Annotated in this window: 21 protein-coding genes, 1 tRNA gene and 2 pseudogenes; 12 read left to right on the plus strand and 12 right to left on the minus strand. The window is 70.3% G+C overall.

Annotation, left to right across the window (positions count from 1 at the left end; genetic code table 11):
- Window positions 1-6: 6 nt before the first annotated feature.
- The 5 genes and pseudogenes from ACKUU6_RS26655 to ACKUU6_RS26675 all read right to left on the minus strand — a co-directional run bounded on the left by ACKUU6_RS26655 (window position 7) and on the right by ACKUU6_RS26675 (window position 3,747).
- Window positions 7-753, minus strand: a complete 747-nt coding sequence (locus ACKUU6_RS26655) for a metallophosphoesterase family protein (RefSeq protein ID WP_407991108.1) — start codon at window positions 751-753, stop codon at window positions 7-9.
- Window positions 750-1,004, minus strand: coding sequence for a hypothetical protein (locus ACKUU6_RS26660; protein WP_407991109.1), 255 nt, complete (start codon window positions 1,002-1,004; stop codon window positions 750-752). Before ACKUU6_RS26660 ends, ACKUU6_RS26655 begins: the two co-directional genes overlap by 4 nt.
- Window positions 1,001-1,681, minus strand: coding sequence for a nucleotidyltransferase family protein (locus tag ACKUU6_RS26665; RefSeq protein WP_407991110.1), 681 nt, complete (start codon window positions 1,679-1,681; stop codon window positions 1,001-1,003). Before ACKUU6_RS26665 ends, ACKUU6_RS26660 begins: the two co-directional genes overlap by 4 nt.
- Window positions 1,682-1,708: 27 nt before the next feature.
- Window positions 1,709-3,167 (minus strand): annotated as a pseudogene (locus ACKUU6_RS26670) (aminotransferase class I/II-fold pyridoxal phosphate-dependent enzyme).
- A gap of 79 nt (window positions 3,168-3,246) precedes the next feature.
- Window positions 3,247-3,747: a hemerythrin domain-containing protein gene (locus ACKUU6_RS26675; RefSeq protein WP_407991111.1), complete on the minus strand. Its 501-nt coding sequence runs from the start codon at window positions 3,745-3,747 to the stop codon at window positions 3,247-3,249.
- 273 nt (window positions 3,748-4,020) lie between these two features.
- On the opposite strand from ACKUU6_RS26675, the gene ACKUU6_RS26680 reads away from it, so the two are divergent.
- Window positions 4,021-4,926 (plus strand): SigB/SigF/SigG family RNA polymerase sigma factor, encoded by a 906-nt coding sequence (locus ACKUU6_RS26680; protein ID WP_407991112.1) that lies wholly within the window; start codon window positions 4,021-4,023, stop codon window positions 4,924-4,926.
- An 88-nt stretch (window positions 4,927-5,014) separates the two neighbouring features.
- Window positions 5,015-5,422, plus strand: a complete 408-nt coding sequence (locus tag ACKUU6_RS26685) for an STAS domain-containing protein (protein WP_407991113.1) — start codon at window positions 5,015-5,017, stop codon at window positions 5,420-5,422.
- A 75-nt stretch (window positions 5,423-5,497) separates the two neighbouring features.
- On the opposite strand, the gene ACKUU6_RS26690 is transcribed toward ACKUU6_RS26685, so the two are convergent.
- Window positions 5,498-5,956 (minus strand): SRPBCC family protein, encoded by a 459-nt coding sequence (locus ACKUU6_RS26690; protein WP_407991114.1) that lies wholly within the window; start codon window positions 5,954-5,956, stop codon window positions 5,498-5,500.
- Between the two features lie 109 nt (window positions 5,957-6,065).
- Between ACKUU6_RS26690 and ACKUU6_RS26695 the strand changes: the two genes are divergently transcribed.
- Window positions 6,066-6,587 (plus strand): hypothetical protein, encoded by a 522-nt coding sequence (locus ACKUU6_RS26695; protein WP_407991115.1) that lies wholly within the window; start codon window positions 6,066-6,068, stop codon window positions 6,585-6,587.
- Window positions 6,588-6,656: 69 nt separating this feature from the next.
- On the opposite strand, the gene ACKUU6_RS26700 is transcribed toward ACKUU6_RS26695, so the two are convergent.
- Entirely contained in the window at window positions 6,657-6,815 is a 159-nt protein-coding gene (locus tag ACKUU6_RS26700) for a hypothetical protein (protein WP_407991116.1), read from the minus strand.
- A 309-nt stretch (window positions 6,816-7,124) separates the two neighbouring features.
- On the opposite strand from ACKUU6_RS26700, the gene ACKUU6_RS26705 reads away from it, so the two are divergent.
- On the plus strand, window positions 7,125-8,150 hold the full coding sequence (locus ACKUU6_RS26705; protein WP_407991117.1) for a polyprenyl synthetase family protein: 1,026 nt from the start codon (window positions 7,125-7,127) through the stop codon (window positions 8,148-8,150).
- A gap of 3 nt (window positions 8,151-8,153) precedes the next feature.
- On the opposite strand, the gene ACKUU6_RS26710 is transcribed toward ACKUU6_RS26705, so the two are convergent.
- A complete protein-coding gene (locus ACKUU6_RS26710; protein WP_408649643.1) occupies window positions 8,154-9,455 on the minus strand; it encodes an extracellular solute-binding protein in 1,302 nt (433 codons plus the stop codon).
- A gap of 250 nt (window positions 9,456-9,705) precedes the next feature.
- On the opposite strand from ACKUU6_RS26710, the gene ACKUU6_RS26715 reads away from it, so the two are divergent.
- On the plus strand, window positions 9,706-11,709 hold the full coding sequence (locus tag ACKUU6_RS26715) for a ricin-type beta-trefoil lectin domain protein (protein WP_407991119.1): 2,004 nt from the start codon (window positions 9,706-9,708) through the stop codon (window positions 11,707-11,709).
- A 75-nt stretch (window positions 11,710-11,784) separates the two neighbouring features.
- Here ACKUU6_RS26715 and ACKUU6_RS26720 read toward each other — a convergent pair whose 3' ends face one another.
- Window positions 11,785-12,570 (minus strand): DeoR/GlpR family DNA-binding transcription regulator, encoded by a 786-nt coding sequence (locus ACKUU6_RS26720; protein WP_407991120.1) that lies wholly within the window; start codon window positions 12,568-12,570, stop codon window positions 11,785-11,787.
- 251 nt (window positions 12,571-12,821) lie between these two features.
- Here ACKUU6_RS26720 and ACKUU6_RS26725 point away from each other — a divergent pair, with 251 nt between their 5' ends.
- From ACKUU6_RS26725 to ACKUU6_RS26740, 4 genes are all read left to right on the plus strand, one after another.
- A complete protein-coding gene (locus tag ACKUU6_RS26725; protein WP_407991121.1) occupies window positions 12,822-14,330 on the plus strand; it encodes an arabinofuranosidase catalytic domain-containing protein in 1,509 nt (502 codons plus the stop codon).
- A 218-nt stretch (window positions 14,331-14,548) separates the two neighbouring features.
- Window positions 14,549-14,938: a hypothetical protein gene (locus ACKUU6_RS26730; RefSeq protein WP_407991122.1), complete on the plus strand. Its 390-nt coding sequence runs from the start codon at window positions 14,549-14,551 to the stop codon at window positions 14,936-14,938.
- Between the two features lie 8 nt (window positions 14,939-14,946).
- The gene (locus tag ACKUU6_RS26735) at window positions 14,947-15,129 is read left to right on the plus strand and encodes a hypothetical protein (RefSeq protein WP_407991123.1); all 183 of its coding nucleotides are present in this window, start codon (window positions 14,947-14,949) and stop codon (window positions 15,127-15,129) included.
- A gap of 165 nt (window positions 15,130-15,294) precedes the next feature.
- The gene (locus tag ACKUU6_RS26740; protein WP_407991124.1) at window positions 15,295-15,447 is read left to right on the plus strand and encodes a hypothetical protein; all 153 of its coding nucleotides are present in this window, start codon (window positions 15,295-15,297) and stop codon (window positions 15,445-15,447) included.
- A gap of 88 nt (window positions 15,448-15,535) precedes the next feature.
- On the opposite strand, the gene ACKUU6_RS26745 is transcribed toward ACKUU6_RS26740, so the two are convergent.
- Complete coding sequence (locus ACKUU6_RS26745) at window positions 15,536-15,751, minus strand: DUF397 domain-containing protein (RefSeq protein WP_407991125.1); 216 nt, start codon at window positions 15,749-15,751, stop codon at window positions 15,536-15,538.
- A gap of 194 nt (window positions 15,752-15,945) precedes the next feature.
- On the opposite strand from ACKUU6_RS26745, the gene ACKUU6_RS26750 reads away from it, so the two are divergent.
- Window positions 15,946-16,107 carry a hypothetical protein gene (locus ACKUU6_RS26750; RefSeq protein WP_407991126.1) on the plus strand — a complete coding sequence of 54 codons (162 nt, stop codon included), beginning with the start codon at window positions 15,946-15,948 and terminating at the stop codon, window positions 16,105-16,107.
- A gap of 584 nt (window positions 16,108-16,691) precedes the next feature.
- Here ACKUU6_RS26750 and ACKUU6_RS26755 read toward each other — a convergent pair.
- A tRNA-Leu gene (locus ACKUU6_RS26755) sits at window positions 16,692-16,779 on the minus strand.
- 363 nt (window positions 16,780-17,142) lie between these two features.
- Here ACKUU6_RS26755 and ACKUU6_RS26760 point away from each other — a divergent pair.
- Complete coding sequence (locus ACKUU6_RS26760; protein ID WP_407991127.1) at window positions 17,143-17,703, plus strand: ATP-binding protein; 561 nt, start codon at window positions 17,143-17,145, stop codon at window positions 17,701-17,703.
- A gap of 120 nt (window positions 17,704-17,823) precedes the next feature.
- Here the strand turns inward: ACKUU6_RS26760 and idi are convergent, their stop codons facing one another.
- Window positions 17,824-18,423 carry an isopentenyl-diphosphate Delta-isomerase gene (idi, locus tag ACKUU6_RS26765; RefSeq protein WP_407991128.1) on the minus strand — a complete coding sequence of 200 codons (600 nt, stop codon included), beginning with the start codon at window positions 18,421-18,423 and terminating at the stop codon, window positions 17,824-17,826.
- A gap of 206 nt (window positions 18,424-18,629) precedes the next feature.
- On the opposite strand from idi, the pseudogene ACKUU6_RS26770 reads away from it, so the two are divergent.
- Window positions 18,630-18,809: pseudogene (locus tag ACKUU6_RS26770) on the plus strand (DUF5941 domain-containing protein); the annotation flags it as partial.
- Window positions 18,810-18,927 lie beyond the last annotated feature (118 nt).

An 18,927-nucleotide genomic window follows, 5' to 3' on the forward strand; every position in this document is an offset into this window, starting at 1 on the left:
CGGGGCTCAGGGAGCCGGGTGCAGTTCGTACAGCGCGTAGGCGTGCCGGATGACCGGCTGGGCCACGTTGCGGACGTGCACGCCGCCGCTGGTCAGGCCCCGTTCGGTGCCCGCATGGGCGTGCCCGTGCACGGCCAGGTCGGCGCCGGCGGTGTCGATCGCCTCGGCGAGGAGGTAGCTGCCGAGGAACGGGTGGATCTCGGGCGGCTCGCCCGCCAGGGTGTCGGGCACGGGGGAGAAGTGGGTCAGGGCCACCCGCAGGTCGCAGTCGGCGAGTTCTTCGAGGGCGCCGCGGAGGCCGTCGGCCAGCGAGCGCGAGTAGCGGATGAAGTCCTTCATCTCCTGCTCGCCGAACTCGCTGCCGCAGCGGCCCGCGAAGCCGCCGCCGAATCCCTTGGTGCCCGCGACCCCGAGCAGGTGCGGGCCGGCCTGGACCCGGGTCGAGTCGCCCTCCAGGACGGCGACGCCGCCCTCGCGCAGGACGGCCGACACCTCCTCCGGGTGGCCCGCGTGGTGGTCGTGGTTGCCGAGCACCGCGACCACCGGGACCGGTAGGCCCGCCAACTCCTCGGCCACCACCCGGGCCTCCTCCACCGTGCCGTGCCGGGTCAGGTCCCCGGCCAGCAGCAGGACGTCGGCCCGGTCGCCGAGCGACTCGAACACAGGCCGCAGCAGTCCGGCACTGTCGGGGCCGAGGTGGATGTCGCCGACGGCCGCGATCCGCGCGGCCCGGTCGGGTGCGGTGGTGGTCATCGGATGTCCTCCGCGCCCACCGGGGCGCTGTGGTCGGTCACGGCGATGTCGAGGTGCACCGGGACGCCGCCCAGCTCTTCGGCGACGGCGGTGAGCAGCCGCTCCCGGCAGTCCGCAGTCGGGACGCTCGCCTTGATCAGGACGGTGCCGGCGCGGAACTCGGCCCGGATGCCGAGTTCGGCGATCTCGCCTGCGGCCAGCCGTTGTTGCAGCCGGGCGAGCCGGTACTCGGGTTCCAAGGAGGCGGTCATCGGGGGGCGTCCTCTCCGGTCGGGCGGATCACGTCGAGCAGTTCCAGCAGGTACAGGAACGCCACGGCCATCGGCCGGCCGTCCGCCTGGCGCCGCACCTCGGCCCAGTCCACCCGCTCGCGCAGGGTGCGGGCGATGGGCAGCAGGGCACCGTAGTCGCAGTGGTGTTCGGAGAGCGCGCGGAGCTGACTGCCGATCAGGTCGGTGGCCGACAGCACGGGCATCCACACCGAGTCGATGGGCATCATCTCCGCCCGCTCGAGCATCTCCTTACCGACGGGTCGGTCCGAGAGGGAGAAGATCAGGTCGATCGTGCAGCCGTGGTACTCGGCCTTGACCAGCCAGTCCTCGGGCGGGCGCCAGACCCGCAGACCCGCCGAGGTCAGGGTCTCGGTGATGGCGTCGACGTCCTCCCGCAGCACACAGAAGTCGGTGTCGTGCGGGGAACGCCGGGGCACCCCGTGCGCGTACGCCGCCACCCCGCCCGCCAGGGCGAAGCTGCGGTCCTGGGCCTTCAGCAGGTGGGCGACCTGTTTGGTGGCCTCCAGGACGTCCTGGCCGGGGTCGGTGGCGTCCTGGCCGGCCGCCGGTTCCCCGGGGGCCGGCGGAAGCCGACGTGGTTCACGGGGTCCTCCCTTCGGCGACGTCTCTTGTGTTTCCCCGGCGGGCCGGGGCAAACCTCGGGCAGGGACCGCGCCGGACGGTCAGTCGGCGGTCACCAGGAAGGTGTCGAGGCTCGGGTCGGTGGCATCCGGGATCACCATGCCGGCCGCGAGGCCGGTACGGAGGTAGTCGATCACCGGCCGGTCGAGCCGTTCGCCGGGCATCACCGCCGGGATGCCCGGCGGGTAGGGGGTGAGCATCTCGGCCGCCACCCGACCGGCGGCCCGGTCGGCGGGCACCGCCTCGGAGGGGCCGAAGAACGCGTCCCGGGGCGAGCCGGCCTGTTCGAGCCGGAGCTCGGCCGGATCGGGGACGTCCACCTCGGCGGCGGGGCGGAGTTCGCCGACGTGGTCCACCAGGTTGTGCAGGGCGTCGACCAGTGCGTTCACCGTGGAGCGGTCGTCGGCGTGGGTGAGCTGGGCGCTGATCCTGCGGTGGTCCGGCATGTGCATGTCCATCCGCTGGTGGGTGCGCAGCCAGTCGGCCGCCTGGTAGCCGTCGGTCTGCAGCTCCGAGAGGTCGATCACCAGCTGTAGCGGGTCGAAGTCGGCGGCCCGGCGCATCGCGCAGAACTCGCGGCGGCCGTACAGTCGCAGGCCCGGGATCAGGTCGATCCGCTGACGGGTCGTCATGGCCAGGCGGAGGGTGTGGTCGTAGATCTCGCGGCCTTGCTGGACCATCTGCCGACGCCAGCCGTCGAGGGCGGCGTACACCAGGACGGAGGGGCTCGTGGTGCCGAGCAGGTCCGCCGTGGCCTTGAGGGCCGGCACGGTGATCCGGTCGCCCTGGAGGTGGAACACGGAGCTCTGCTCCAGGCCCGAGCCCATCTTGTGCACCGAGGTCACACAGATGTCGGCGCCCGCGTCCATCGCCCAGGCGGGCAGGTCGGGGTGGAACGGCAGGTGCGCTCCCCACGCCTCGTCCACGATCAGCGGCCGGTCGTGCTGGTGGCAGACCTCGGCCACCCCGGCCAGACCGGCGCAGCCGCCGTACGGGGTGGGGCTGGTGATCAGGGCTCCACGGGCCTCCGGGTGCTCGGCGAACGCCTTGGCGTACGCGTGCGGGGACGGCGGGTTGCTGAAGTGGAGTTCCGGATCCCACTCCGGCCCAGACCGGGTGGATGCCCGCCAGGATCAGGCCCGACACCACCGACTTGTGGATGTCCCGGCCGATCAGCAGCTGCTCACCGGGACCGGCCACCGCGAGCATCGCGGCCTTCACCGAGAGGGAGCTGCCGCAGGTGGAGAAGAAGGTGTGGTCGGCGTGGACCGCGTCGGCCATCAGCGCCTCGGCGTCCAGCAGGATGTGCTGCGAGGAGCGGCGGTCGTCCAGCCCGGCGGTGGCGAGCATGTCGGCCCGGAACAGCGGGTCGCCGAGCGCCTCCCGGACGCGTGGATCGGCGCCCCGGCCCTGCTTGTGGCCGGGCGGGGTGAACGGGAGGCGGCCCTCCTGGTGGTAGGCGGCGAGCGCTTCCAGCACGGGTGCGCGTGAGTGGTCCATGTGGGGCGGCTGCCCGGGTGCGGGGGGAAGGAAACGCCCGGCCGCGCCGGTCGGCGGCCGGGCGTCGCCCTGTCCGAGGTCAACTGAAGATGGCGTCCGCGGCCTTCCGGATGGCTCCGGGCTGGTGGGGGCGGCGGGGTGCGGTGGCCCGGACCTCGATCATCCTGGCGCCGATCTCCTGCAGCTCCTTACGGCCCAGGCCGGCCCGGACCCGGGGAAACCAGTCGCTCTCCTCCTCCTCGATGTGGTGGCCGACCGACTCGATCAGCACGGTGGCCTTGGCGTCGAAGCGTTCGTCGTCCGGGCCCATCCCGTCCAGCTCGGTGCAGAGCACGTCCGCGACGTGGTGCTCCTCGTAGGACTCCAGGATCTCGCTCTCCAGCTCGGGGAGCAGCTGCCGGACCCGGGGGTACATGACCTCGTTCTCGAGGTAGGTGTGAACGGTCAGCGCCTCCACGATCTTGTCGACGAGATTGTGCCTGGTCGCCTTGGCGTCGGGGCCGGCGGCCTCGAACGCGCGGAACAGGCGGCGGATCCCCTTGTGGTCCTCCCTGAGGAGGACGATGGCGTCGGTGGACATGGGCTACCTCCAGGGCTCTGACCCGCGTCTGCCCCAAGTGCGCGGTTTAACGGGAGGACGTTCCGGGGAGTTAACCGGAGTGGAGCATTCCGGGTATTCGCCCTGCTCCGATCCGGCGGCCGTCGAGTCGCCGACCCTAAGGGCACGCCTTAAGTGCCCGGGTACCGCAGCCTGAAGAAGCCGGGCACGACGGTCTCCAACCACTTGATCCCGCATCGCCCATCGGTCGGTGGGTTCTTTGGCCGGGCGCAGCTGCGCGGGACGTCCAGGGAGATGACCACAGTGGCTACTTCCGACAGCACCACGCTCCTGCCCGAGGAGTTCCACCGGCCCAGCCGGCGGGAGATGCGGGCGATGGGCAAGACCGAGGCCCGCGCCCTCAGCGACGCGCTCTTCGAGCGGCTGGCGGGTCTGGAGCGCGAGTCGGCCGCCTACAGCTACGTGCGCGGCACCATCATCGAACTCAACATGCCGCTGGTGCGGTTCGCCGCGGCCGGTTTCCGGCGCGGCCCCGCGGAGCTGGACGACATCCTCCAGGTCGGCACGGTCGGCCTGATCAAGGCCGTGGACGGGTACGACCACCGACGCGGCGTGGAGTTCGCCACCTACGCGATCCCGACCATCACCGGCGAGATCAAACGGTTCTTCCGGGACACCAGCTGGCCGCTGCGGGTGCCGCGGAGTCTGCAGGAGCTGTACCTGCGGGTGGCCCGGTGCTCCGACCGGATGGAGCAGACGCTCGGCCGGCTGCCCACCTCTGAGGAGATCGCCGAGGAGCTCGGGCTCGACCCCGAGCAGGTGGTGGCCGGGCTCGGGGTGGGCCGGGCGTACCGGGCCAACTCCCTGGACGCGCTGCGGCAGGACCGGGACGACCCCAACGGCAGCGCGCTGTTCGACCGGCTGGGCGTCTGTGACGGGGAGTACGACCTGACGGAGTTCAGGGAGGCGGTCCGGCCGCTGCTCCAGGAGCTCCCGGCGCGGGAACGGAGGGTGCTCGCGCTGCGGTTCTGGGGTGACTGCACCCAGGCCGAGATCGCCGAACAGATCGGGGTCTCGCAGATGCACGTGTCCCGCCTGCTGGCGGGCACTCTGAGCGGCCTGCGCGAGCGGCTGACGGACGAGCCGGACGAGGACCCACCTACGGGCGGGGATTCGCCATCCCGGATGCCGGAAAAATAATTCGCTAATTCCTTGACGTGTATGGTGGCGTGGTACACGATCGATGCAGAGTTCCACTGCGACCAGCTCGCGCGAGGGAGCGACGACCATGTCCCCATTCGAGCAGCTCTCCCACCGGTCCGGCCCGGGGCTGCGGCGGCCGATGACAGCCGTTCAACGGATCGCTCCGGCGACCACGCTGCGCCTGCTGGCCCCGCCGGACCCGGCGCTCGGCATCGGCACCGTCGCGATCGACGGCGAGCTCGACCAGGACTGTGCGCAGGCGCTCGACGCCGCCCTGCGGCGTACCCTCTCGGGCTGCCCCGGCGGCCTCCGGCTCGACCTCGGGCGGGTCGCGTTCTGTGACAGCGCGGCCCTGCACGTGCTGCTCAGGATCCGGGCGGAGTCGCTGCGCCTGGGCCGGACCTTTACGGTGCGGACGGTCAGCCGTCAGGTGGACCGCCTGATGCGGCTCACCGAGACCCGGCGGGTGCTGTTCCCCGCCGGGTCTCGGTGAGCGCGGTGCGTGACGTACGCGGCACACGGGCGGGCGCGGTGCGTGACGTACACGCACCGCGCCCGCGGGTGGCGGTCAGGCCGGGGAGATGCGGCCACGCCAGCCGCCCGTCTCACGGCCCCGCTCCTCGATGAACCCCTTGAACCGCTTGAGGTCACCCTTCACCCTTCGGTCGAGCACGCCCAGCATGTCGCCCGCCTTCTCCGCCATGCCCTCCGGCTGGAAGTCCATCGCCAGGCTGATCCTGGTGTGGTCGGCGTCGATGGACTGGAAGGTGACCGTCCCCATCTGCCGGACCTCGCCGTCGACAGTGCGCCAGGAGACGCGCTCGTCGGGCAGCTGGTCCACGATCTCGGCGTCGAACTCACGCTCGGCACCGGCAATGCTGGTCCGCCAGTGGGTGCGCCGGTCGGTGAGCTGCCGGACCTCCTCGACACCCTCCATGAACTTCGGGAACTCCTCGAACTGCGTCCACTGGTTGTAGGCGGTGTGCAGCGGGACGTCGACGTCGATCGACTCCTTGACCATGCTCATCTGTCCTCCTCGGGACGTTCCGGAAGCAGGACCTCCACTCCCGCCCCGACGCCTGCCCCGCTCGCGCGCGGCCAATCAGTCCGAGGAGCGAATACCCACGGGAGCCACGATGCGCCTCAGAACCAGTGACCCCCACCGCCCGGGCCTCCGGCGCAGGAAGTACGGCCAGGGGTTCCGGTACTTCGGCCCGGACGGCTCACCGATCACCGACCCCGGGGAACTGGCCCGCCTGCGCGCCCTGGCCGTCCCACCGGCCTGGACGGAGGTCTGGCTGTGCCCGTACCCGAACGGCCACCTCCAGGGGACGGACATGGCCGGCCGCCGCCAGTACCTCTACCACCCGGCCTTCCGGGCCGAGCGCGAGCAGGCCAAGCACGACCACGTGCTGGAGGTCTCCGCCTGTCTCCCAGCCCTGCGGGCCGCCGTCGAACGCGACCTCGCCGGACGCGGTGCCCCCCGCGAACGGGTGCTGGCCTGCGCCGTGCGCCTGCTGGACCTCGGGCTGTTCCGGATCGGCTCCGACAGCTACGCCCGCGACAACGGCTCCTTCGGCCTGACCACCGTGCTGCGCTCGCACGTGACCGTGCGACGGGACGAGGTCCGCTTCGAAGTGCGGTGCCCGAGCTGGTGATCGTGCCCAGGAGCGAGTCCTCCTGCCCTGAGCCGACCTTCGCCTGCCACACTCAGGCGCCGCGGACCCTCACCCGAGACTGGTGAGGGTCCGCGGCGCCTGAGTCCTGATCATGGAGTCGAGGCTGCTCCCGCCGTCGGTGCCCGGGCCCGCCGAGTAGCGCAGGTAGACATCGACGTCGCCGGTGGCGAGTGCGGTGAGCAGAGCCAGGTCGTCGATCCGCTCCATGCCGGTACTCCGGCTGCCGCGGTCCGTCGCATCAGGGTGTCCCATGGCGCACCGTCCGTCGTCCCGGCCTCAGCTGGCCGTCCCGGCGGTCGGGACCTGACCAGGACGTACCCGGCGGCTGCCCAGCACAGGCCCGGTCCAACCGTTCGGACGGAGCCCTGGTCAGCGGGTGATCGCCACCCGTGCCGTACGGGTGAACGGGGGAGTGGGCGGCGTCCCGGACGGGGACGGAGTGTGGTCAGGCTGAGGAGGCACGGAAGTCGGCTGCTGCTCAGCGACCACAGGACCGGAGTGCAGACGGAGGCCGCGATGGAGACCGAACGTACGTCACAGCAGATCACCGAGGAGGTGATCGCCTACCTGGAGCCCGCGCTGCTCGCGGCGACCGCCATGCTCAGCCAGCCCGTCCGGCGGATGGCGGAGTACCACTTCGGCTGGATCGACGCCGACGGCCGGCCTTCCACTCCGGTGGGCTTCCGGCGGCGGCCCGGCCTGATGGCGCTGCTCTGCGCGGGCAGCACCCGGGAGGCCTGGGACGGCGTACGCAACGCCGCCGTGGCCGCCACGCTGATGTCCGCCGCCGGTACGGTGCATGACGACATCCAGGACCGGGAGATGCTCCGCAAGGGGCGCCCGACGCTGTGGAACGCCTTCGGTGTGGCCGCCGCGATCCAGGTCGGGGTCGCGCTGCACTGCCTGGCCTTCGAGCTGCTGGCCAGGGAGGAGACTCCCCGGGCCGCGGTCGAGCTGAGCCGGCGGGCCGCCTTCGCCATCCGGGAGTGCTGCTCCGGTCAGATCCGCGACCTGCACGCGGAGGGCAGTTCCCGGCCCGCGCTGCAGGAGTCGCTCGACCTGCTGGAGAACACCATCGCGTTCCCCACCGCCGGTGTCGCCATGGTCGGTGCACTCGTGCGCGGCGCGAGCGAGAGCGAGGTGGCGTCGGCGGAGCGGTTCGGCTACCACGCCGGGATGGCGATGGCCTTCTTCGACGACTGGGAGGGTGTCTGGGGCACCTCACGGGAGTCGCTGGAGGACTCGCTCGCCGACCTGCGGCGGCGTAAGGCCAGGTGTTTCGTCGCGGTCGCCCTGCAAGCCACCGGGCCCGCCCGGGACGAGCTGGCCGCGTTCTACGCCGGGACCGACGAACCCACGCCCGAACAGCTCGCCCGGGTCGCCGCGCTGATCGAGGAGTGCGGCGGCCGGAGCTGGCTGGAGCAGCGGATCGTGGAGCACATCGAACTGGCGCGGCAGGCGCTGCCGGAGGCGGTGGCAGACCCGGTCGCCCGGGCTGAGCTCACCGCCTTCGTGGCCGCGCTCGCCGACGAGCTCCCCTGACGGCTACCGGACCGCCTGCGCGGCAGCTTGCTCGGTGGCCTGCTCGGCGGTCTGCTGCAACGCGTCGAGGGTCTTCTTCGGCTCGGCAACGGCGCTGCCGATCCGGGTCCTGATCTGCAGGGAGACGGCGGGCCAGGTCGGGTCGCTGAGCGGGTAGAAAGTTGCGGTCGGCAGGATCCTGAGGAAGGGCTGCAGGGCCTTCTCCTCCGGGTCGGCCTGGAGTGCGGCCAGTGCGGGCTGGGTGACCGGGAGCAGCTTGTACTCCTTGGCGAACCGCACCGTGTTCTCCGTGCCGTAGGCGAAGTTGAGGAAGGCCTTGACCTGGCGTCTGTGGCCGCCCTTCTTGAAGGCCATCACCCAGTCCGCGACACCGAGCGTGGCGTTGGCGGTGCCGCCCTTGCTGGGCATGGCGGTCCAGCTGACGTCCATGCTGCCGAGCTCGGCGAGCTGGCCGGGAAAGCCGTTGAGCATGCCGACCCGGCCGGCCGCGAACTCCTTGGCGAGGTCGGTCCGGTCGACGGCGGCCGGGTTCCGCTCGGTCAGGCCGGCATCGACCCAGCCCTTCAGCTGGGTGAAGGTGTCGAGGTTGGCCTGGGAGTCGATGGTGTAGTGGCCCTGGAGGCTCTGGTAGTCGCCGTGGTTCTCCAACATCCAGATGAGCGACTCGGCCTGCGCCTCCTCCCTGCCGAGCGGGAGGCCGAGCGGGACCTCCACGCCCGCCTTCTTCAGCGCGGTGGCGGCGGCGGTGACCTCGTCCCAGGTCCTCGGCGGCCTGGCCGGGTCGAGGCCGGCCTTCCTGAAGAGGGTGTTGTTGATCAGGAACATCCGGGCACTGGAGACGAACGGGATGCCGTACTGGACGCCGTCCTGCTCGCCCGCCCGGGTGATCGCGGGGAGGAAGTCGAGCGCCGTGGTGGCGGAGAGCACGTCGGAGGCCGGGTAGAGCAGGCGGCTCCGCGCGAAGTCGGCGTAGCCACCGGCCTGCAGGAGGTCCGGCTGCCTGCCGTTCTGCACCATGGCCGCGACCTGGCTGTCGAGGTCGTTCCAGTCGATCACCTGGAGCCGGACCTTGATCTTCGGGTTCTGGCGCTCGAAGGCCGAGATCACGTCCTGCCAGTACGCCTGCGTCGGATTCTGGCCGCTGGAGCCGTAGTCGGCCGCGACGAAGGTGATGGTCGCGCCGTCACCGGCCGAGGAGCCGTCGCCGCAGGCGGACAGCGCGAGTGCGGCGGCCAGTCCGGCTGCGGTGACGGCGAGGAAGCGAGGATTCTTCACGGGAGTGCCGTTCGTGAGGGAGGACTTCATGCACGGATCTGAGCAACGCGCGATGTTCCGCTCATCTATGAGCATTGATGGAGGCAGTGTGCCCGTCGGCCATCCGTAGGCCAATCGGCGTTATCGAAGCGTTGCGATCGCACCGAGTCCCGGAGAACCGGTCATGACAGACCCCTTGACGCCTACCATCACGGCGAACCAAGCTGTCCGGCACTTGATTGAAGCTGCTTGATCAATGGGCTATTAGCTCAGAAATGATCAGGCATGGAAGGATCCCCTAGTGACCAAGCGCATCCTGTACCGGGCCGCCCCCGCCCTGCTGACCGCCGCCGTGCTCGTCGCGGGCTCCGCCCTCACCGCTACCCCGGCCACCGCGAACGACGGCGTGAGCCAGTCGGCCGCCAACTACTCCTCCGTGGCGAACCCGCAGGGGCCGATCGCCGCCGCCCCGCCGATGGGCTTCAACAACTGGGCCCGCGCCACCTGTACGCCGCAGGCACCGCTCGACGGTTCCAGCCGGCTGAACTACTCGTTCCAGCAGTACATGCAGGACAACGCCAAGGGCCTGCACGACGCCGGGCTGATCTCGGCCGGCTACCGGACCGTCACCGTCGACGACTGCTGGATGTACCGCAACAGCTCCGGCTACCTGCACGGTGCGCTGAACTGGGGCGGCGCCACCGACGTCCGCAACACCGCCCAACAGCCGGGATTCGAATACGAGTTGACGGCCTACGGCAACTACCTGCACAGCCTCGGAGCCAGGTTCGGCATCTACGAGACGTCCGGCACCCATACCTGCAGCACCGCCACGCCGACCGCGCCCAACCTGCCCAACGGCAGTGAGTACTACGAGCAGAACGACGCGAACTCCCTTGTGAGCTGGGGAGTTGACGCGCTGAAGTACGACAACTGCGGCACCCAGGAGGCGGTCCGGACCCTCGATTCCCGGATGTCGACCGCCCTGAACACCGCTGTCACCAACGCCAACAACGGCGGCACCCCGCGGCCGAACGTCATGTTCAACATCTCGGCCCCGGCCGGCCTCGGCAACGGCCCGGCCAAGTTCGCGTCGATGGAGTGGGTGCGCTCGCTCGGCCAGTTGTGGCGGGTCGGTCCCGACATCTTCAACGACTACGACAACGGCGCCACCGACCCGTGGAACCAGCCGCTCGGGGTCCAGTCCTCGTACAACTTCGGTGCGTACCAGAGCTTCGACAACTCCCTCGAGCTGAGCCGCTACCAGGGTCCTGGCAACTGGAACGACGCCGACATGCTGCTGATCGGCGACAACGGCATGAGCACCGCCGAGGAGCGCAGCCAGATGTCGCTGTTCTCCGCGCTGGCGGCGCCGCTGGTGATCTCCACCGACGCCCGCAAGTTCTCGCCCTCATACCTCGCCGCCCACCCGGCCGAGGCCGCGCATCTGAACGCCTCGATCGCGATCCTCGGCAACTCCGAGGTCATCGCGGTCGACCAGGACGCGCTGGGTGCCGGTGGCTACCGGGTGTCCGGCGGTGCGGCCAACGGCGACGGCACCCCGGCGGCGGCCGCCGGCCTCGATGTCGTGGTCAAGCCGCTGGCCGACGGCGGTCGCGCCGTGGTGGTCCTCAACAAGGGCCCGGCGTCCGCCAGTTACACCCTCCCGCTGTCGGCCGCCGGCTTCGACACGGCAGGCTGCGGCTACGACGTGCGTGACCTGTGGGCCCACACCACCAGCAGCTCCACCGGCACGGTGCCGCTGGCCATCGGCAGCCATGACAGCGCGATGCTCAGGATCACGGCGAAGAACGGCTGCGGCGGCACCACCGCACGGGGTCAGATCACGGCCAGCCGCGCCAACTGGGCCAAGGCCTCGCTCTGCCTGGACAACTACCGCTCCGGGACCGGCACCAACAACCCGGTCGACGTGTACTTCTGCACCGGCGGCTCCAACCAGCAGTGGCAGCGCAACGCCGACGGCTCGGTCCAGCTGTTGCAGAGCGGCACGTCCAACCTCTGCCTGACCGCCCAGTCCACCGTCACCACCGGCGCCGTCAACGGCCAGAGCGGGCAGTGGGTCGGGGTCGCCCCGTGCGGCACGGCACCCGGCTACCAGACCTGGACGTACAACCGTGACGGCAACCTGAAGCTCGCGGGCACCAGCAAGTGCCTGGACGTCAACTCCGGCACCACGAGCACCGCCGGCACCCCGGTCGACCTCTACAGCTGCGGTGCGTCCCCCAGCGCGCTGCAGACCAACCAGACCTGGGCGGCTCCGTACCTCACCCCGCCCGGGGCCTGACCCGGCGCCACTGCGCGGTGGGCCCGTCGGTCCACCGCGCAGTGGTGTCACCCGGCGGTGCACCGTGCGGACGTGTCACACGCAGAGCACGTTCACGCCGAGTCCGGCGTACTGTTCCACCAGCTCGTCCGGAGCGTCCTTGTCGGTGACCAGCACCGAGATCTCCTCCACCGCGCAGACCCGGGCGAACGCGCGCTTGCCGAGCTTGGTCGAGTCAGCGACCACGATCACCTTCTCCGCCCGCTCGGCCATCGCCCGGTTGGCGCTGGCCTCGCCCTCGTCGTGGGTGGTGGCACCGAACCTCGGATCCAGGGCGTTCACCCCGAGGATCGCGAAGTCCAGCGAGAGCCCCTGGAGCACCATGGTGGCCAACGGCCCGGTCAGCTCGTAGGAGTTGGGCCGGGCCACTCCACCGGTGACCACCGTCTTCACGTACGGTCGGACCGCGAGCTCGTGCGCGATGTTGATGGCGTTGGTGACGATGGTGAGCGCGGTCCCGTGCTCGTGCTCGGCGAGGTCGGCCCGGGACGCCAATTCGCGCGCGACCTCCGAGGTGGTGGTCCCCCCGTTCAGGCCGACCACCGCACCGGGCGGCACGAGGCCCGCCGCCGCCCGCGCGATCCGGCGCTTCTCGTCCGCCTGGCGCGCGGTCTTGTAGCGCAGCGGCAGGTCGTACGCGACTCCGCTCACCACCGCGCCCCCGCGCGTGCGGGTCAGCAGCTGCTGCTGGGCCAACTCCTCCATGTCACGGCGGACCGTGGCCGTGGAGACCCCCAACAGTTCCGCGGCCTCGACGACCTCGATCCGCCCTCGGTCGCCCAGGACCTCCAGCAGCCGCGTCCACCGCTCATGCGTGCCCATACCACTCCTCAACATCGCGCAGTGCCCGAGCGTATCGCGCGTAGACCACGGGCTCGCCGCCGTGCACCGGTGCTCGAAATCGGTGACTGCGTGTCGGATCTCTTGACAGGTCCGCGGAGGGGGAGCACCGTCTTGCTCCGAAACCCCCTCTCGACACGCCCCGCCGGGCGTTCCTTCGCGGGCCCTTTCGCGCGCAGATGTGAGCGCTAACACTGTGGGAGTGTGCCGTGCCCACCCGACAGGGAGACCAGATGCGAACCACACGTACCGGGACCACGGGCGGCAGTGTCCGCTCGCTGCTGACGGCATTACGGCACCGCTTCGCGGGGGCGGGAGTCGCTGCCGCCCTGGTGGCAGGAGTGTTGGCGGGAGCAGCGGGAGCAGCGGGGACGCCGGCGCAGGCGGCCGGTTCGCTGCCGTGTGACCTCTACGCCGCGGGCGGCACGCCGTGCGTGGCGGCGCACGCCACCACCCGCGCGCTGTACTCCTCGTACAGCGGCGCGCTCTACCAGGTGCGGCGCGCCTCGGACAACGCCACGCGGGACATCGGGGTGCTGGGCGCCGGGGGGTACGCCGATGCCGCCTCGCAGGACTCGTTCTGCGCGGGCACCTCGTGCGTGATCACCGTGATCTACGACCAGTCCGGCCGGAACAACAAGCTCACCCAGGCCCCCGGGGGAGGCGCGGCGGGCGGCCCCGACAACCTCGCGGACGCCACCGCCGCGCCGACCACCGTCGGCGGCCACAAGGCGTACGGCGTCTTCGTGGCCCCCGGCACCGGCTACCGCAACAACCAGACCTCGGGCATCGCCACCGGCGACAGCCCGGAGGGGATGTACGCCGTCCTGGACGGTACGCACTACAACGGCGGCTGCTGCTTCGACTACGGCAACGCCGAGACCGACAGCAACGACGACGGCAACGGAACGATGGAGGCCATCTACTTCGGCAACATCAAGGTGTGGGGCTACGGCACCGGCAACGGTCCGTGGATCATGGCCGACCTGGAGAACGGCCTGTTCTCCGGCGTGAACCAGCACTACAACGCGAACGACCCGACGATCAGCCACCGTTACACCACGGCGATCGTCAAGGGCGGACCGAACCACTGGGCCATCCGCGGCGGCAACGCCCAGTCCGGCGGCCTGTCGACGTTCTACGACGGCGTGCGGCCCAACGTCGCGGGCTACAACCCGATGCGGAAGCAGGGCGCGATCATCCTGGGCATCGGCGGCGACAACAGCAAGGGTGCCCAAGGCACCTTCTACGAAGGCGTGATGACCTCCGGCTACCCCTCGGACGCCACCGAGAACGCCGTCCAGGCCAACCTCAACTCCGTCGCCTACGGTGCCGGCGGCAGCGCGACCACCGGGGCGCTGCACGCGGGCGGTGCGGGCAAGTGCCTGGACGTGCCGAACTCGTCCACGACGGCCGGTGCGCAGCTGCAGATATGGAGTTGCAGCGGGCAGGCCAACCAGATCTGGACCCGCACCTCCGCAGGGCAGTTGACGGTCTACTCCGGCAGCAGCCAGCTGTGCCTGGACGCTTACCAGAAGCAGACCACGGCGGGCACCAAGGTGGTCACCTGGCCGTGCAACGGCGGCGCCAACCAGCAGTGGACCCTGAACTCCAACGGCACCGTCACCGGCAACCAGTCCGGCCTCTGCCTGGACGTCACCGGGGGCTCCACCGCCGACGGTGCGTTGGCCGAACTCTGGTCCTGCAACGGGCAGTCGAACCAGCAGTGGAGCCTCAGCTGAGCTGAACGGCTGTCCCTGTGTCATCGCTTGGCCTGTGGGTCCACCAATCAGCGAGACGTGTCTACCGCAACACCGTCACCGAAGTCATCGTCGCCACCACTGACACCGAATTCGTCGACCTCTAGATCGCACTGACATCACGGCAACTCTGTGCGCCTTCCAGGCAGTTGGGAGGCGCACAGTGTGTTTACGGCGTCTGAATGACAGTCAGAGGAGCTGTGTATCAGTCGATTTGTGGTCTGCAACCGCCCGGCGCAGCCGGCGAGGCTTCGAGCGTCGCGCAATGGCCGGTGAGCGACGCGCAGTCGGGCAACTGCGCGGGTCAGGTGACCGAAGGCGACAAGGGCGGGTTCGACGTGCTGCGCGCCAACGGCACGGTGTGGCTCAAGCCGGACGCGGTGTTCTGGGTCAAGATGATCGGCGCGGGCCTGTCGAAGACGATGGCCGGCAAGTACCTGAAGGGCAACGGGGACGACGCGGCCGTGAAGGGCATGTCGTCGTTCTGCGATATGGGCCTGGAGGCCCTGAAGACGTGGGCAAGAAGGAAGACGGTAGCGACGACACGGCCGGTGCGGTCAAGGGCGGTACCAAGCAGATCGGTTCGGTGAAGGCGGTGGTGATCACCGACAAGACCGCCGAGGTCGCGATCGCCGCCGAGGGCGAGCCGTACCTGGTGCAGATGAGCACGACGGGCAAGGAGCCCGCGACGATGACGTTCGCCGACTTCGAGAAGGCTGTGACGGTCACCCCGCCGCCGGCGGACCAGGTCGTCGACGCGTCGAAGTACCTCAAGGACTGAGCGAGCAGCCTGGTGGGCCCGCCGTCGCACCGATGGTGGAGCGACGGCGGGCCCGCGGTCATCCGGGCCCACAGCCCGCGCCCGGGTCGTGGCCTCGGTTTACCTCGATGGTGGTGCCTTGGTGCCCAGGCAAGATCACGTGCGCCAGAACCGCTACGGGCTTGCATGAAGCACATCGCGGGTACCACCGGCCAGCAGGCCGACCAGTGCACGGAACAGCTGCGTACCTACCTCGAATCCAAGGACCCTCAGGCGTTCACCGAGGACGACAACTTGTGGAGCATGGTGTTCGACCGGCTGGTGGGCAAGGAGTTCTGAGCCTCTGACCCATGAGCGCAGGGTGGCCGAGACGGCACGAGGCCTCGGCCAGCTAAACAGCCGGGGCCTTGAACGTGAGGCAGGACAGTCAGACCTGGAAGGTGGCCGCGAAGCTGGCGAAGGCAGCCCACGCAGTGGCCGAGAAGACCAGCCGGGGGCCGTCAGGGTCCTTGCTGTCGCGCACGGGCACGATGCCTCGGGGGGCGTGCAGGTTCATCGTCGGTTGGATGCACTGCCCGCCGTTGTTGCTGTAGCTGGAGCTGCGGAACTCCGCCCCGCTCAGGTCGTGGTCATGCCCGCCCATGGTGCTTCCTTCCGAACCCTGCTGATCATCCGTACGGAAGTACTCTTCGACAGGGCTTCCACCTGTAGCTGATGGTATTCCCACTCCCACGGGCGGACCGTCTCAATTCCACGCCCGGCGACGTGCTGACGGGGGAGCGGGTACCGGGTTGCACCCTTGGTGAGTGCTTCTGCTGTGGACGTCGGGGCGTCACCGTGCGAGCCGGGCTGTCGCTCCATCAGGGCGGGGACGAGGGTCCGCTGAGTCTGGCGATCTGCCTGCGCCGCACCGACCGGGCGCACCGGCAGCATCACCGCGCCGTGCTCCGGGCGATGCTCGACATGGGCGGCCGGGCAGTGTGGGAGAGCGACGGATGAGTGTCCAGGGTTGGTCAACGCCTTCGCTGCCGCCTCTGGGGCAGGCGCCTACTCAACCGTCATCCGCCGATTGAGCCGAACCACGTCAGGAGGTACGCACCATGGCACCATTGCACGTGCTCGACCGTCCGGCCCCCGCCGCGCTTCCCGTGGAACTGGGCACCATCCCGTGCACCTGCGGGGGCAAGGGGTACATCACTCAGAACGGCTTGCGGTACCAGTGCTCGACCTGCGGGGGCTCTGGCCGCATCACGGTTTCGTAGGAGCCGCCATGTACTGCAACGTCTGCCAGGGGACCGGGTTCGTGTCGGTGAAGATCGCCAACAGCAACGACGAACTCAAGCATGCGTGCGAGGCGTGCGACGGCACGGGGCGACGACCGGAACGAGCCCGACCGACCCAGGCGAAGTAGGGCTGCCGGGTCCAGTGCCCTTGCCCCGGTCCGTAGCGGCCACCGGAGGCGACCACGCAAGCACGGTCCGGGTTTCAAGGCGAGACCATTCCGGTGGGTCACGCGGTGGGTCACGCAACCACCGCACCGAGCCCGCAAAGCAGAAAGACCCCACGTGAAGTGGGGTCTTGCCTGGTGTCCGAGGGGGGACTTGAACCCCCACGCCCGATAAAGGGCACTAGCACCTCAAGCTAGCGCGTCTGCCATTCCGCCACCCGGACAGGGTGTGTGCCTTGGGGTGTTTTGTGCTGTTCCCCTTGGCGACAGAGAGAACACTACCAGGCCGTGGGAGTGCTTCTCACCTGCGTTTCTTCCGGGTCCGGGGGCCGGTGACGGCCTCCGGCGAGGGGAGGGGGACGGATCGGTGCAGAACGGGCAGAGAGGGGAGGGATGGACCAGGAGTGTGGGGAAGCCGTCGGGGGCGTGAATGTTCCGTCGACGGTGGGCCTGAAGATGCATGGGAACGGTCAGGAGTGGTCATGGAACGGTCGGGACACGCCACGGCCCGTCAAGTTGCAGTCGCTGAGCCGCTGCTGACTTTCGTTCTCCTAGCCTCGGTGGTCCAGTGCGAAGGGCGGCTTGACGTGGAGCAGACCAGAGAACCGGCCGAGGCAGTGACGAGACGGCTGACGGCGGTGCCGAGCAGTGAGCCGATCAAGGGGACGGGCGGTGGGCCCGTGAAGGGGGTCTGGCGGTTCTCGGCGGTGGCGCACGAGGCCTCCGTCCCGCAGACCCGGCATGCGGTGCGGGACCGGCTGCTGGCGCAGGGGATGGCGGGCCAGGACTACCAGGAGCTGATCGACGACCTGCTGCTGATCGTCTCGGAGCTGGTCAGCAACGCGGTCACGCACGCCGCGGTGCTGTCCCCGCAGCTGACCACCGAGCTGGTGATCGACGACGGCTGGGTCCGGGTCTCGGTGGAGGACGGGCACCCGTACCGGCCGAAGGCGCTGGAGAGTGATCTCGGACAGCTCGGCGGCCGGGGGCTGCTGCTGGTGAAGAGCGTGACGCTGCAGGCCGGTGGGGTGTGCGACGTGGAGCGGACCGGCGAGGGCGGCAAGGTGGTCTGGGCCTCGCTCCCGCTGCCCTCGCCCCGGCCCCGCCGGGAGGACGGCGCCGGGGGCGACTGGCACCCCCGGCGCTGAGGGCCGGATCCGGCTGTTGCGGGACAGCGCCGGGCAGTCCCGCCGGAGCAGGTTCTTGCGGGACAGCGCCCGGTCGAGGGCCGGAGCGGGCCAAGAGGCGGAGCCGCTGGAGGGCTGGAACTACCAGTCCCGGCCGGCGATCTCGCGGATGCCGGGGAGGGCGGCCTCGAAGACCGTCCGGAACCAGACCGAGGTGGGCAGCTCAGCCTCCAGGGCCTTGAGCTCCTCCGCAGTGACGAAGCGGGTGTCGTCGACCTCGTCCGGGTCGGGCGCCACGTCGGCGGTGACCAGGCCGACGAAGAGGTGGTTCCACTCGCGCTCGATCAGGCCGGTGGCCTCGTCGGGCAGGTCGTAGCGGACCGTACCCGCCTCGCAGAGCAGCGCGGGCGCGACTCCCAGTTCCTCGGCGGTGCGCCGGGCGGCCGCGACGAAGGGCTGCTCGTCGGGGTACGGGTGGCCGCAGCAGGTGTTCGACCAGACGCCCGGGGAGTGGTACTTGGTCAGGGCGCGGCGCTGGAGCAGCATCCGGCCCTGGCGGTCGAACAGGAAGACCGAGAACGCCCGGTGCAGCCGGCCCGGCTGCTGGTGGGCCGAGTGCTTCTCGGCGGTGCCGATGGTCACGCCCTCGTCGTCGACTAGCTCGAGCAGGATCTCCCCGGGGGTCGAGGCGACGCCGTCCTCGGCGAGCAGGGTCTGACCGGTCGGTCGGGTCTCGGGCATGGGGCCTCTTTCGGAAACGGGGACCAGGGGAAGGCATGGGCTGGGCCGGCCCAACCGGGGTGCCGTGCGGGCGCCCGAGAGCCAGTCTGCCGTATGGCTCGGTACCCGAATGGGTGCGACGCACACGAGGACCTGGAAGGGCCGGATGACCAGAGAGCCCGTTCGATTCATGATCGATCGCGATCCGCGCACGTCGTCTTCTGAGAATCTCCACATCGGCGCGGCCCGGCCGGCCGCGGAGTGACGGTCCCGTCCGCCGGCCGGACACCGGGGCGCCGCCCACTGCTTTCGGAGTGGTCGCCGCGGTCGCCTACCATCACTACGACACGGTGTCCCGCCTGCGTGACGGCACCGGAGCACCGGCCTGCCGGGTCGTGTTCGCGCTCGTGGGTGGTTCTCGCGAGCGTCCGCTCCGGGGTCCTCGGCGACGGCACGGCAGAAGGCGCCACGGCAAGAGGCGCCACCGCAGAGGACGCCATCGCAGGCGGCGTCACAGCAGAACAC

The sequence above is a fragment of the Kitasatospora sp. CMC57 genome, assembly GCF_045866025.2.
Taxonomy (GTDB): domain Bacteria; phylum Actinomycetota; class Actinomycetes; order Streptomycetales; family Streptomycetaceae; genus Kitasatospora.